We start from the raw sequence: 15013 nt of genomic DNA on the forward strand, positions 1-15013 counted from the left end.
AATGCAATTGGTATTATTATGTCAATTGCCATGAGTGCAATATTGGGTACTCTACGCCATCTTTACCAGCAAACGATTCAAAGAGGTGTAACGCACTAGGTTTTATAGTCAGTGTGGTATAACAAATACCGTCCACTGCAGCCTTGGCTTTTCTTGAAAGGGTAATATGCGGGTTATAGTGGTATTCGCTTTGATGTAGCTTGAGTTTCTGCGCAATCGTTTGTCCATCATTTGCCATCGATAACAGGTTTGGGTCAGACGCCGTACCTTTAAAGCAGAGAATTTTTGGCTTTTTCCAGTGTTCAATGCAATCTAAATCGACAGTGAAACGCGGTTTATCTATTGCTTCAATTTGATTGATAAGTGCACCGATAGTCTCATTGCTGGCGTAGCCTAAAAATGCCAATGTCATGTGTAAGTTTTGACTCGGTACTAGCCTAACATTTGCTGGAAGCTGCAGCTGAATGGCTTCAATTTGCTTGGTTTGTTCAGTGGTGAGTGAGAAGCCAAGGAAAACCCGCTTTCCCGCCGCAGTACTTATGTTGCGTGTGCTGTTAGTCATCAATCGGTACCACAATAAAGATAAACACCTTTGAGAGTTTAGCCTGTTAGCGCTTTTAGAGTACACTGCTTGGCAAACATTACTTTAGTATGGTGCGTTATACGCCACCATAACGAGCCTCACTACAAAACAATGCCAGTAACTTCATTACCTATTCACAGCTTATTAGAGCCTATTCGCAGTGCTTTTAATCAAGCGAATCAAGTGATACTTGAGGCGCCTACCGGAGCTGGCAAGTCGACCGCATTACCCTTAGCTATGTTGGATTGGGAAGAGATAGACGGTAAGATCTTAATGCTTGAGCCGCGCAGAGTCGCAGCCCGAAATGTGGCCCAGTTTATTGCAAGGCAGCGCGGCTGTTCTTTGGGGACTGAGGTTGGCTACCGGGTTAGAGGGGAGTCAAAGGTTAGCGGCGAAACCCGCCTTGAGATTGTGACAGAAGGCGTGCTGACGCGGATGATCCAAAGCGATCCTGAGTTGACAGGTATTGCGCTAGTCATATTCGATGAGATCCATGAGCGTCATCTAACCACAGATCTGGGGTTAGCACTGGCATTGGAGCTCCAAGCTAGCTTTCGTGAAGATTTGAAACTGCTTGCGATGTCAGCCACTTTATCAGGCTTACCATTAAGCGAATTGATGCCTGATGCGCTCACCCTCAGTAGTGAAGGGCGTAGCTTTCCTGTTGAGCAAGGTTATCGAGCTGCTCCCACGCAATCATTGTGGCTCGATCATATGGCTAAAGTGATTATCGATGCGTTAAATAGCCAACAACAAGGCTCACTGTTAGCCTTTCTTCCGGGGCAAGGGGAGATAAGGCGGTTACAAACCATACTCACGCCGCGGTTAGATCCCAGTGTATTTGTTATCTGCCCGCTATATGGCAGTTTGCCGGCCAAGGCGCAGGATCAAGCTATTGCGCCGCCAGCAACGGGCATTCGTAAGGTGGTACTCGCGACCAATGTTGCTGAGTCGAGCTTGACGATTGAGGGAATAACGCAGGTTATTGATTCGGGCTATAAGCGCCAAGCAAGCTTTAATCCAAGAACTGGCGGCACTCGGTTGTCGCTCAAGCGAATAAGTCAGGCCTCTGCGGCTCAGCGTAGTGGTCGAGCGGGTCGCCTAATGGCCGGCTTTAGTACGCGACTGTGGAGTCAAGAGGAGCATGGGCGACTGATAAAGGCCGATGAACCCGAGGTTATGCATACCGACTTGATTTCGATGGTGTTAGATGGTGCGTATTGGGGGGTAAAATCTCTCGATGAGTTGCCCATGCTAACCCTGCCGTCAAAAGCCAATGAAGAGGTAAGCTGGCAGTTACTTCATTCGCTTGAAATGGTTGATGACAAACGGGTAATTACCGCCCACGGTCGAGCAGCTTATGAGTTAGGTTGCCAGCCACGAATTGCCCACATGTTGCTTAAAGCGCAGCGTTTATCAAAGCAAGAGGGTGATGACAATCTAGTGATCTTAGCTGCTATTTTAGCTGGCACTTTAGAGGCAAGAGGCCGCAGTCGTAAAGGCAGTGAAATCAGTCACTATTTCCAAGAAGCATTAGCGTCGGAGCCTGCTAAACAGATCCGCCAGTGGCTCAATAACTTAGGCATTCGTAGTGGTTCGTCACACACATTATCAATGGTGGCAAGCAACGCTGCGGGTGATGATATTGCCATGCTGTTAGCTTTTGCCTATCCCGATCGCATTGCTAAACAGCGTGGAGCAAGTGGCTATCAGTTGGCTGGCGGTAGCGGTGTTGAATTAGCAAACGATGATAACTTGTCTGGGCAGCCTTGGTTAGTGATTGCTGACTTTCAAGAGAGTGAAGGGCGAAGCAATGGCAAGGTGTATCTTGCCGCGACACTCAATGTACAATTATTTACTGATCAACTCTCTGGCTTAGTGGATACTATTGAGTATTGTGGTTGGGATGACAATAAGGGGCGTTTTTTCGCAGAAGAGCAGCGAAAAGTTGGTCAAATCTTATTGAGCAAAACCCCGCTTAAGCAGTTGGATAAGAAGCTAATCAAAAATGCGATTGTAGAACAGGTTGCGCTTAATGGTCTAGGTTTGCTGAAGTTTGATGAACGCACAGAGCAGTTGCGCTATCGGGTGGCGATTGCCACTGACCTCGATAAATCACATGACTGGCCAAGTCTGGATGATGCTAGCTTGATCGCTCAGTTAAACGAATGGCTTAAACCCTATTTGGATGATGTGCGCAGTTTGGCACAATTACAGCAATTAGATTGTTATACTCTGCTGCTTAATTTAATGCCTTGGGCAACCCAGCAACATCTTGAGATTTTGTTACCAACAAGATGGCTTATGGCCACCGGTACACATGCCAAAATTGAGTATGATGCACAACAACGTGGGCGTCTAAGCGTAAGACTGCAAGAGGCTTTTGGTATGCAGCAGAGCCCTAAAATAGCCAATGGTAAGTTAGTGCTTACCATGGAGCTATTATCTCCAGCTAGGCGACCTTTAGCATTGACAGCGGATTTAGCGAGTTTCTGGCAAGGGCCATATGATCATGTAAAGAAAGAGATGAAAGGGCGTTACCCAAAACATCTATGGCCTGATGACCCAGCGAATACACAACCCACCAAATTTACTAAAAAGAAGACCTTTGGCGCACAATGATGTCGCGCTAGGCAGCGGAACAGTAATGACAGATAAAGCGGCACCTAAACCCAAAACTAAAAAAACCACCAAGCGTCCAGCGGTAAAAAGAGTATCGTCGGGCAAAGGCGGTAAAAAACGAGCCAATAAGAAAACCTCAAATAAATCAGCTTGGGGACGTAAAATTTGGTCGATAACTTGGAAACTTGGCGTTATCGCAGCAGTCGTTGTTGCCGCTTATGGGATCTATTTAGATCAAATTATAGCGCGCAAGTTTGAAGGGCAAAAATGGCATCTGCCCGCACAAGTCTTTAGCCGTTCAATGGCGCTTTATCCTGGAGCCGCAGTTAGCCACGGTCAGTTGATGTCTGAGTTAAAACTACTTGGCTATCGTAAAGTGGCTAACCCGCGTCAAGTGGGAGAGTTTTCCGCTTCAAAAACCAAAATAGACCTTTGGCGCCGACCATTTTTACACCCTCAGGGTGATCAAACTGAACAAAGAGTGATGATCACTTTTGACTCTAACGGCATCAGTTCTGTGGCAAGAAGTAGCGACCAACGTCAGCTTGCTGTATTTCATTTAGAGCCTGTACTACTGGACAGAATTATTACCGGAGATGGTGAAGATAGATTATTCGTGGCGGCTGACAAGATGCCGCAAGCGATTATCGATGCGCTTATCTTGGTTGAAGATCGCAGTTTCTACGAGCATCACGGGGTTAATCCTTTTGCAATCTTGCGTGCGGCCATGGTCAATATCAGTGCTGGTCGGACAGTGCAGGGCGGCTCAACCTTGACCCAACAACTCGCTAAGAACTTCTTCCTTTCAAGTGAGCGTTCACTGACGCGTAAGCTGCGTGAAGCCTTGATGGCAATTATTATCGATTTTCGCTATGAAAAGGATGAGATCCTCGAAGCCTATTTAAATGAAGTCTATATGGGACAAGACAAAGCGCGTGGCGTCCATGGCATGGGGCTCGCTTCACAGTTTTATTTTGGTCGACCAATAGGCGAGTTAACCCTGCCGCAGCAAGCATTTTTGGTAGCCGTTATTAAGGGCCCTTCCTACTATAATCCATGGCGTTATGAAGAGCGCGCACAGAAGCGTCGTGATTTAGTGCTGAGATTATTGATGGAAGCTGGCGACCTGAATGTGGCTCAATATGAAGCCGCGGTTGAATCTCCGTTAGGATTAAGAAAATCAGATAAACCAGTGCACCAAAAACTGCCGGCATTTTTCGCTGTGGTTAAGCGCGAATTGTCGACTCGATATGGTGAAGCGTTACTGCAACAATCAGGCATTAAGGTCTATACCACACTTGATCCTATGGCGCAGGAGGCGGCCGAGAAAGCGGTGAAACAGACCCTTAAACAGCTCGGTAAGAATGATGAATCCTTGCAAGTCGGCATGGTGCTAACCGATAAGTATTCAGCGGGTATTGCAGCCATGGTCGGTGATAAGGTGCCGAGTTATCAAGGCTTTAACCGTGCAGTAGAGATAAGGCGACCTATTGGCTCGCTCATTAAACCGTTTGTGTACGCCACGGCGCTCAATCAACCGAAAAAGTACACCTTAGCAACGCCTTTAAAGGATGAGCCTATCACCCTTAAAAATGGCCAAGGCAAAACGTGGTCACCGCAAAATGTCGATAGGAAATTCCGCGGCCAAGTACCGTTATTGACCGCGTTTAAAAAGTCGATGAACGTGCCGACCGTTAATTTAGGTATGGCTATTGGTGTTAGTAGTGTGGCAACAACCTTGGATAAAGCTGGCTGGAAAGATAAAATCCCCGAGTATCCGTCAATGTTGTTAGGCGCCGTGAATGGCTCGCCACTCATGGTGGCACAGGTGTTTCAGACCGTAGCCGATAACGGCCGTTATCGTCATTTAAACTCCGTGACCACGGTACTCGATGGGGATAACCAACCGCTGGTTGCCTCTAAGCGAACAGCAACCCAAGCGATCCCAGTTGCCAGTAATTACCTAGTCAAATATGCCATGACGCAAGTGGTTGACAATGGCACCGCTAAACGCCTGGGTAATGCTTTTCCGCGAGCAACACTAGCGGGGAAAACTGGTACAAGTAATGACTCAAGAGATTCGTGGTTTGCAGGTTTTGATGAGCGAAACGTAGCGGCTATCTGGGTTGGACGTGATGATAATGGTAAAACCGGGCTTTACGGAAGTAGTGGCGCGATGGCTGTTTATCAAGCGTTCTTAAACAATCGCCCACCACTGAGCCTGCGTATGGCGCCTGTCGACGGCACGGTACAAGGTTATTTTGATCGTAATAGCGGCGCAGCCAAACAAGCAGATTGTGGCAATGTGATCAAGGTTCCTGCTTTAAGGGAAAGCTATCAACCGGTTGCTAATTGCGGTGAGCCGTTGCCGTGGTGGAAAAAGTTGATTGGTGGTTAAGCCAACAACTGCAGCTTGTTCCTTTGCCTTAAAGGAGCAAGCCGCTGTCAGTTAATTCTAGAACCAACTTTGCTCTATAGCGGTTGATAAAGGTGAAGAGAAGTTAGATAAAATAGCGCTATGGCCTTCAGTAAACGCTTTAAATGATGCGTCAGCAGGCTCTGTTTGGTCGCTGCTCGTTACGCTCACCACCAATACCGGGAATAACACTGTGCTGGCGTTATTCACTAAATCTTGTGCTTCAGTTAATGAATATTGATCATTGCTTAAAGAGGCGGTAGAGACATTGGTTAACTTGGAGCTAGTCACTCGTTTTATAACTGCACTATTCACTAATTTTGCCAGTGATTCATCGGCGTCATTGATAACAGCAGCTGTTTCTATATCAGTGGGTTCCACCCAAGTGTATTCATAACCATCATTAAATTGGTAACTGCGGTTATTTTCAAATTCAATTCTGGCTGCTGTGCTGTCGACTGGCAGGTGAAAAATAACACGACTAGCATCGGTACTTTTGGCGTAATCATTTTTCTGCGTCACATTATTGTAAGTATATTCAAATCTGACTTCTTTCTGGTTGCTGTCGCTGTTCAAAACGCTAATACACTTAACACTGATCTCCTTTGTTGCCGTACAGAGTTGAGTCACAATAGCTTTCGATAAGCCCAACTGCAGCGCATCATTTTTGAAAGTCTCATCAATTACGGTCTCATCACCATCGTCTGGATGTAATATATTGTCGACGTATTCACAGCCAACTAAATTCATACATAGCAAACTTGCTAGCACTATTTTAACTTTTACATTCATTCCTTGAGTACTCTTTCTAACTGATTAATTAGGTGATAGCGACAATTTAGCATTGTTTTTCTTAGTATTAATAGTGATATTTACACTTATTGGATACGAAGGCCGAACTTGCGTTTTCGATAGCTGTTAGAGTTGAGAGAGTTGAAGTTCCGCTAACCGATACTTTTATTGAGTCAGTATATTATACCAATCAGTATAAAGATTTGATCGCTCAGCGAGAGTTTAGCGGCTTTGAAGCAAGGCGATGAATGAAGAGCATAGTTATTCTACGCTCAAGTTCATTAACGCAGGATCAGAGCCGCTAAAACTCGCCTGTAGGAGTGTTTTGGGCTTGCTACTTCTACGTTGAATAAACTCATAAGGGAATAACCATTATGTCATTACTCACTTTGAATTAGCCTGCCTTGAACTAGCTTGCCAAAAACGCTCTGAGTAGATCAACTTCTTATACTGATTGGTATAAGTAGGTGGCTTAGGGTTTTAGCCGGAAGGTCTACTGCGCTTTTGCTCGCATCAGTTTAATCACATCAAAGACAGCTTGATATTCCTTGTTAAAGTGCTCAAAAGGAGCAGGCAGTTCTGACTGAACCATACTGTTTATGGCGATAATAGTGCCAGATTCTGGGTCAGCCCAAATGAACTGTCCTGCCCAGCCACTGTGACCAACACCATATTCATTCATGATGGCAGACTTGTAGTAGTGGCTGTCGATATGGGTCAGCTGCGCTGGAACGGGTTGACCTGCTTTGGCTGCATCTTTGATATCTTTAGTGACTTGGGCTTTATCGCTAATGAGTAAGCGACCGTAGCGTGCAAAGTCGATAGTTGAAGACATCATTGAGGCGCCAACCACTGGCGTGCCCACAAAATCAGTACCCATGAACATGGTATTTTCACCACCCACCTCGTGGAATAAGTCACGCACCTGTTTCGCTAATGATTCTCCAGTCGCGGCTTCGACTAACCAGCCAACAACACTGGTATTAATGGTGGCGTAATTGGCAATTTCACCTTGCCATTCGTTACTGTCGCCCATCGCTGTAATTGATTCTATCCATTCACGTAACTCCATGCGGTCATCATTACGTTGCATACCGATAACGCTTTCATCTTTGTCGAAGTTAGCAAGTGCATCTTTATCACCGGTGTAAGCAGCAAGCTCTGCCACAGAGTGGTTCACATTCATAGCGGCAACGTCACCGACTGTTCTGCCTCTAAAACCACTGCCTATGGTTGGGATATACTTTTCAACTTTGTCAGTTAGCTTAATCTTGCCATCTGCAATCGCCTTATTGAGCAGGATATAACCAATAGACTTAGTTGATGACTGGTCTGAAAAAGTCGTATTGCGGTCGTGACCATTTCTATATTGTTCAAGTAGCACATCACCATTGCTATTCATGATAACAACAGAGCCTGTGGCTGGATGATTCAATATACGAGCGAGTGAAGGGATCTCATGAAGATCATAATCTCGTTTTTGATGATTAACCTGAAAGAGGTCTTGTGCATTAACCGCCAGCATATTGGGGTAAAAATCTTTCATCTGTGCTTGGCCTACATGGCGTTGTTGCTGCCAAGTATCAATATTGACGGGTACTTGATTTGACGGCGCGTTGTTAGCATGTGCTAATCCCATAGTCGTTGCTAAAGACATGGCTATGACCAGTGTTTTAATTGAGTTTTTCATAAAGGTATCCTCGTTGTATCAATAGTGTGATTGCTGAAAACAAGGTTATTATCCATAATGATTTCGATATCGATTAATAGGTTTCCTATGGTTTTCCAATAGGAATAGTTGGAGAGTTAACACCATGATCAAACCTGACTTACTCAAATGTTTTATTGCAGCCGCTGATACCGGATCATTTTCTGCCGCGGGTCGATTGATAGGTAAACACCTAGCAACGGTTAGCGGTAATATTGCACGTTTAGAAGATGAGCTTGGAGTGCTCTTATTTGACCGTGATGGTAAGTATCCGCAACTGACAGAGGCTGGCCTAAACCTTTATGATGGCGCCAAGGTCGTGGTTGATAGTGTTGAGCGTTTTACCCGTAATGCCAACCAACTCTCCGCTGGAGTACCAGCGACTTTTACATTAGCTATTGATGAGAATGTCGATTTTGAGCCGATAGCTCTGCTGCTAAAGCAAGCGCAACAACAATGGCCGCACCTACGTTTTAAGGTATTGTGTCATTGCGTCAGTGACATTTTTGATTCGGTTAGGGAGGGCGAGGTTGATTTAGCTTTGACTCCCAGCCTTGAAGGAAATAGTCAGTTCTATGAATTTCAAGCGATTGGCCATTGCGACGTAATGATAGCCTGTAGCACTAAGCATCCACTGGCGAAAAAACGCCAAGTGACTAATGATGACTTAATGGCACATACGCAAATATTAAGTAGTGCGCTTGATAAGCAAGATACTCTTTATAAAGTGACTAAAATGTCGCCTTCGGTGTGCTGTGTAAATGGTTACCAGAGTATGTTGCAATTGGTACAAGCAGGGGTTGGCTGGGCGATGCTCTCTTCACCCCATAAGCGAGTACAAGATATCAAAATCTTAGCGCCTGAGTTTATGCAAACTCAGATGCAGATCCAATATGACCTTATCTGGCCGAAAAATCAGCCACTAAATGAAGTGCATCAATTTTTTATCAAAGGTATTAAACCGATTTTTTCTAAGGCTTAATGCCTCTTCAAGCGAACTAACACGCTAAACATCGCTTTATTTGTGCTCCTGGATCATCACAGGAGCATAACCTCAGCTCCTAGCCTTCCATTAATCATTCACTAAGAAGCTTTGCTGTTTTTATCGGCGATAGCAAATGTAAGTAATTTGTATTGTGAATTTAAGAAATAAATCATATTCGAGGCGTATTGTGTTGCTACTAGGTAAAAGTGTGGTCTATCGCAGCATTCTTAATATCGTTTATCGCTACCATTAGCATCGAATTATGCATGGTTAACTTATCTCAAGGAGTATTTATGTCCCTTAGCCATCAGCAAAAAGTGTACATTCCCAAGGACGTTAGAAGTAATCAGTACATCACAGCAGAAATTAAAGTCACAGATGCTTTGTTAGCTCATTTCCCAGATTACAAAACATGCTATCAAATGCTAAGCCGCAATATCTTCAAGCTTGCAGATCAGACTGAGCTACATAATGTCCATGTGATCACCAACGATAAGTTACCTGTAGTCCGTTTTCATACTGAAGCCTATTGTTTCCCTACCGCCGAACAGATTGTCTTTTTCTATAACCCCGAATACCATGAAGCGCAAAGCTTGCATAGCCAAGATGATTACAAGGCGCGCAAGATCCGTATCGTATTCTTAGCGACGGGTGAAGACATTCGTGCAAACTCAGCGAGCTTCCATATCAAGGTTCAAGCTTTCCTTGCCAAGCTGGCACCGCAATTACCAGAGAAAGATCTGACGATTAAAATCCGTGATCACCAACATCTGTCTTATGATCTGTTTGCGGCGGCTAAAGGTAATAAGGCGAGCTACGGTTACAAATTGCGATCTATTAGTAATCGCTACGCGGCAAGAAGTTGTCCAGTGCCTGAAGGTCATGGCTCATTGTGCTATGTCACGGTAAAACTGCCGTTAAGTCGTAAGTTAAAGCAGGCGACATTGGCTGAAGGAGCTGATGACTTCACGCCTTTATATCAAAAGCTGGAAGATGCCTTTGTAAAAGCAACGGCCGCCAAGCAACTTAATCGAGTGGCTATGGTGGCTAACGGATTAACTCCGCTGGTACGCAATAGTAAGTACGATCAAGTTGATGGTACTGACGAAGTGCAAATGCTTGGCTTTGACCCTAATATCGAAGAGCAACAGTTTATTAGCCACTGGGATGGCAACCGCTTAGTTGAGATGGTGAGCTATACCATTGTGGCTGGTGCACAAGATTCAAAAGATGGCGCTCTTGGCCGTTATTTGAATCGCGTTGAAGAAGCCCTTAAGCGTTTAACCTCAGAGCTTGAATTAGACAGATCACGCGATGACCTTATCGTGAGATTCCATCAGCATATTAGTTATCATGTGCCTGAGCAGTTGATTAGCTAATCTGTAAATACAAAGTAAGTGGGAGCACTTTTCCCACTTACTCTGTGCTTGATATTGCTGTCATTTTTGCTGTTCATTGCAGCGCGCTTTATTATCATCTACATCTACATCTACATCTACATCTACATTGCCATCGCTATTGACTAAATACTTCGTTAAAAATGCTTCTAAGCAATTCAACTTTGCTGGTTTCCCGTGGATTATGCTTACACACCATCGACAGATTAAATTGATAACTGGCGCTGTGTTGATGGATAATTTTTAGCTGCTTAGACGCCAGTTCGTGCTGGATATAGCTAAGGGGCAGATAACCGATATAGCAGCCTGACAGGATTAAGGTTTTACGGGTATCAAACTGATAAGCTTTAGCGGAGAGATTTAAGCGTTTTAATTGCTCCCTGCCATCAATATCAATATCAACACCAGGATGAACCGCTGGAACTTGAGCAAGCATATCGGCGCTTATCTCATCATCTTCTAGGCTGAAAAAGGGGTGTGAATGGCCGCAACAAAGGTAGATGGGTTCATTGTAAATGGTCTGATAATCGAGCCCTTCAACTTGCTGATAGCTTGGCAGTAGTCCGATATGTGCTTTCTCTTTTAGTAGACATTTCTCGATATGCTTAAGCGCTTCGTTATCGAGTACTAAGTGCAGTTGTGGTTGAGTGCGGTGTACTTTCTCAATCACTTGAGCCAGCTTTAACTGCATGCGAGTATCGAGCTGATCGGCGCAAAGTATAATGAGTTCACCGCTTAACTCTTCACCTAAGTTATTAACTAATCTTGAAAAATCATTGAGTGAATCAAATAGCTCAATGCATGCATGATAAACCGCCTGGCCATCTTCAGTTAGTGCAAACCCTCCTCGGCCACGACTACACAGTTTTAGTTTCATACGGCTTTCTAGATTAGACATGTGTACGCTAATGGTAGAGCGAGTAACGCCAAGTTCAGCTTCTGATGCAGAGAAGCCGCCATTTTCAACAACGGTGCGAAAGATCCGCAGTAAACGTAGATCATATTCAGTCACTGCTTTGGGGATGATAGAGCTTTTGCTACCCGTTTTTATCATCTTATAATCTTCCAATTCGAGATATAGTTTTACAGTGGTAAAACATAAGGTTTATTGTTTTGTATTTAACCCGAGTTACTTTTACGATTCAATAGCAATATTAATTTTTAAAGCCTGTTTTAGTTTTGCCAAAGAAACGGGCTCCATCATTAGATGAAATGACGCGCTGGAGTGATTATGCAACAAGTGAATGATTCAGGATTAGTGAAGCTGAGTTCTTACATTGATGGTCAATGGATTGAAGGGCAAGAGCGCTTCGATGTGATTAACCCCGCCAATGACCAAGTTGTCGCGCAGGTCGTTAACGCGGGCACTGCTGAAACAGAAGCTGCAATCGTTGCCGCTAAGCGTGCTTTACCAGCTTGGTCAAAGCGCTCCGCTAACGAGCGCGCTGCAATTATGCGTCGCTGGTTTGAATTAATGATAGCCAGCCAAGATGACTTAGGTCGTATTTTAACGCTAGAGCAGGGCAAGCCGCTGGCTGAAGCCAAAGGCGAGATAGCTTATGGCGCAGCCTTTATTGACTGGTTTGCAGAAGAGGGTAAACGGGTATACGGCGATACGATCCCAGCCCCGGCAGGCGACAAGCGTATTGTGGTAATCAAGCAGCCAGTAGGCGTAGTTGCATCAATCACCCCTTGGAACTTTCCTAACGCCATGATTGCTCGTAAAGCCGCAGCGGCATTAGCAGCTGGCTGTACTTTTGTGGTTCGACCATCTCCGCTAACACCACTTTCAGCGCTGGCAATGGCTGAGCTTGCAGCGCGAGCAGGTGTCCCTGCTGGTGTGCTAAATGTGGTGGTCGGTGAAGATGCGGTTGGCATGGGCAAGGTACTGACCGAGCATCCAGATGTGGCCAAATTTACCTTCACGGGCTCTACGGCTGTGGGCAAAATATTAATGACACAAACCGCTAGTAGTGTGAAAAAAATATCAATGGAACTTGGCGGTAATGCACCTTTCATCGTGTTTGATGACGCGGATATTGATGCTGCGGTGCAGGGCGCGGTTATCTCAAAGTATCGCAATGCTGGTCAAACTTGTGTTTGTACTAATCGCATTTTAGTGCAGCAAGGGGTCGCTCAAGAGTTTACTGATAAGTTTGCCGCTGCAGTTGCCGAATTACAGGTTGGTGATGGTTTTACCGAAGGGGTTAACGTAGGCCCGATGATCAGTGCTCAGGCAGTTGCTGGAGTCAATAAGTTGGTGCAAGACACACTTGCGGCAGGGGCTAGTTTGCTTAGTGGCGGTAAGGTCAGTAGCGCTGGTAGTCACTTTTATGAGCCTACCATAGTGACAGGAGTGACGAATGATATGCCACTGGCCAGTAATGAGGTTTTTGGGCCTGTAGCCCCGATCATCAGTTTCGAAACTGAGGAACAAGCTCTGGCACTGGCTAATGACACTGAGTACGGCTTAGCAGCGTACTTTTATTCCCGTGATATTGGCCGAGTTTGGCGTGTCGGTGAAGGGTTAGAGTACGGCATGGTTGGTGTCAACGAAGGTATTATCTCAAATGCCGCTGCACCATTTGGTGGCGTGAAACAATCGGGTAATGGCCGTGAAGGCTCTAAGTATGGTCTAGATGATTATATGGAAATTAAGTATCTATGTATGGGTGGCTTAGATCGTTAATTACATGGAAATGAAATATCTCAGTATGGGCGGTCTAGAAAGTTAACAACACGGAAATTAAGTATCTGTATATGGGCGGTCTAGATAGTTAACAACATAGAAATTAAATATCTATGTTGGGTGGCTTAGATCGTTAATTACATGGAAATTAGATACCTATGTATAGGCAGTCCAGAAAGTTAACAAAATGGAAGTTAAGTATCTATGTATGGGCAGTCTAGAAAGTTAACTACCGGTCAGTATCAATAGGAATTTTGTAATGACAAACATCAACTTGCAAGAGAGAAAGGTTAAGGTGATCGCTCGCGGTCAAGGCAATGTGTATCCGGTATATGTTGATAGAGCCGATAACGCCGAGCTTTGGGATGTTGATGGCAATCGTTATATCGATTTTGGTACGGGGATCGCCGTATGTAATACCGGTCATAGTCACCCTAAAGTGGTGGCTGCGGTTAAAGAGCAACTTGATAAGTTTAGCCACACTTGCGTGATGGTGAACCCTTATGAGTCAGCGGTTGAACTGGCGGAAAAATTGACCGAACTTGCGCCTGGCGATAGTGACAAAAAAGCTATTTTCGTTACTACGGGCGCCGAGGCGGTGGAGAACTGCGTCAAGATCGCACGGGCTCATACTGGGCGTCGTGGGGTGATTGCCTTTAACGGCGGTTTTCATGGCAGAACCAATCTGACAATGGCATTGACGGGAAAAATTAGCCCTTATAAACACTTATTTGGCCCTTTCCCCGGTGACATCTATCACGCCCCCTTTCCAACTGAGCTACACGATGTATCAGTGAAAGCATCGCTGAAAGCACTCGAGAACCTGTTTAAAGTGGATATAGCACCCACGGATGTTGCAGCCATTATTGTCGAACCCGTGCAGGGCGAAGGCGGCTTTTACGCTGCACCAGCAGAGTTCTTGCAAGCGCTACGAGCACTGTGTGATAGGCACGGTATTGTGCTGATTGCCGATGAGATCCAAACTGGCTTTGGCCGCACAGGCAAGATGTTTAGTTTTGAACATGCCGCAGTAGAGCCAGATCTCATCACTATGGCTAAAGGGATCGCTGGTGGATTTCCTATCGCGGCAGTGGTGGGTAAAAGTGACATCATGGATGCGCCGCTGCCCGGTGGTCTTGGCGGTACTTATGGTGGCTCGCCAGTAGGCTGCATCGCAGCCCTTGCCGTGCTTGAAGTGATTAAAGAGCAGGGGCTAGTAAAACGTGCAGACCAGATAGGACAAATCTTTAATGAGCAGCTTTCACTGTTGCAATCTCGCTATCCAAAAGTGATTGCAGAAGTTAGAAATCAAGGCGCGATGATCGCTATAGAGCTCGTCAGCCAGGGCGATAGCGAACAGCCTAATACTGCGCTGACTCAAGGTATTATCGCCAATGCGGCCAAGTATGGGCTTATTCTGTTGGCTTGTGGTTTTTACGGTAATGTCATCCGATTTTTACCTGCGTTAACCATATCTGATGAGCTAATTTATGAAGGTTTAGACAAGTTTAATCAATTATTTGACTCGTTATCTGACGCTTAAGCGTTAGCTGAAATCATAAGGCTTGGTAGCATAATGCTAGCAAGCCTTTTTTATGCGCCAAATACATAATTTTGCCTATGCTTATTTTATTGGAACGCAAGTCGAATAAAATCATAAAGGAATAGCAATGGCAAACCCAATTGTGGCAGCAATAGCTCCGAAAAAAGTCAGCCTTAACAAGGGTGATGAGTATTACTTTTGTACGTGTGGTCGTTCGAAAAGCCAGCCTTTTTGCGATGGCTCCCCTGCTGGAACAGAGTTTATACCAATTGCATTAA

The 15013-nt window shown here is 45.2% G+C and carries 11 protein-coding genes; 7 read left to right on the top strand and 4 right to left on the bottom strand.

Annotation, left to right across the window (positions count from 1 at the left end; all coding sequences use genetic code 11):
* Positions 1-16 precede the first annotated feature (16 nt).
* A complete protein-coding gene (thpR, locus tag AB4238_RS16890) occupies positions 17-562 on the bottom strand; it encodes an RNA 2',3'-cyclic phosphodiesterase (RefSeq protein WP_372034486.1) in 546 nt (181 codons plus the stop codon).
* A 132-nt stretch (positions 563-694) separates the two neighbouring features.
* On the opposite strand from thpR, the gene hrpB reads away from it, so the two are divergent.
* Together hrpB and mrcB are read left to right on the top strand one after the other, a co-directional pair.
* A complete protein-coding gene (gene hrpB / locus AB4238_RS16895; RefSeq protein WP_372034487.1) occupies positions 695-3205 on the top strand; it encodes an ATP-dependent helicase HrpB in 2511 nt (836 codons plus the stop codon).
* Positions 3206-3230: 25 nt separating this feature from the next.
* On the top strand, positions 3231-5603 hold the full coding sequence (gene mrcB, locus AB4238_RS16900) for a penicillin-binding protein 1B (protein WP_372034489.1): 2373 nt from the start codon (positions 3231-3233) through the stop codon (positions 5601-5603).
* A gap of 57 nt (positions 5604-5660) precedes the next feature.
* Here the strand turns inward: mrcB and AB4238_RS16905 are convergent, their stop codons facing one another.
* Positions 5661-6413 carry a hypothetical protein gene (locus AB4238_RS16905; protein ID WP_372034490.1) on the bottom strand — a complete coding sequence of 251 codons (753 nt, stop codon included), beginning with the start codon at positions 6411-6413 and terminating at the stop codon, positions 5661-5663.
* A gap of 493 nt (positions 6414-6906) precedes the next feature.
* Complete coding sequence (locus AB4238_RS16910) at positions 6907-8103, bottom strand: serine hydrolase domain-containing protein (protein WP_372034491.1); 1197 nt, start codon at positions 8101-8103, stop codon at positions 6907-6909.
* Positions 8104-8227: 124 nt separating this feature from the next.
* Between AB4238_RS16910 and AB4238_RS16915 the strand changes: the two genes are divergently transcribed.
* A complete protein-coding gene (locus AB4238_RS16915) occupies positions 8228-9103 on the top strand; it encodes a LysR family transcriptional regulator (RefSeq protein ID WP_372034492.1) in 876 nt (291 codons plus the stop codon).
* Between the two features lie 296 nt (positions 9104-9399).
* The gene (locus tag AB4238_RS16920) at positions 9400-10485 is read left to right on the top strand and encodes a DUF3083 family protein (RefSeq protein ID WP_372034493.1); all 1086 of its coding nucleotides are present in this window, start codon (positions 9400-9402) and stop codon (positions 10483-10485) included.
* Positions 10486-10621: 136 nt separating this feature from the next.
* On the opposite strand, the gene AB4238_RS16925 is transcribed toward AB4238_RS16920, so the two are convergent.
* Entirely contained in the window at positions 10622-11557 is a 936-nt protein-coding gene (locus AB4238_RS16925; RefSeq protein WP_372034494.1) for a LysR family transcriptional regulator, read from the bottom strand.
* A 177-nt stretch (positions 11558-11734) separates the two neighbouring features.
* On the opposite strand from AB4238_RS16925, the gene AB4238_RS16930 reads away from it, so the two are divergent.
* From AB4238_RS16930 to AB4238_RS16940, 3 genes are all read left to right on the top strand, one after another.
* Positions 11735-13192: an NAD-dependent succinate-semialdehyde dehydrogenase gene (locus AB4238_RS16930; RefSeq protein WP_372034495.1), complete on the top strand. Its 1458-nt coding sequence runs from the start codon at positions 11735-11737 to the stop codon at positions 13190-13192.
* A gap of 259 nt (positions 13193-13451) precedes the next feature.
* The gene (gene gabT, locus AB4238_RS16935; protein ID WP_372034496.1) at positions 13452-14735 is read left to right on the top strand and encodes a 4-aminobutyrate--2-oxoglutarate transaminase; all 1284 of its coding nucleotides are present in this window, start codon (positions 13452-13454) and stop codon (positions 14733-14735) included.
* Positions 14736-14862: 127 nt separating this feature from the next.
* Positions 14863-15013: CDGSH iron-sulfur domain-containing protein (locus AB4238_RS16940; RefSeq protein ID WP_372034497.1), on the top strand; the 151-nt coding region annotated here is incomplete at its 3' end.

The sequence above is a fragment of the Shewanella sp. 10N.286.45.A1 genome (assembly GCF_041470405.1).
In the GTDB taxonomy this organism is placed as follows: domain Bacteria; phylum Pseudomonadota; class Gammaproteobacteria; order Enterobacterales; family Shewanellaceae; genus Shewanella.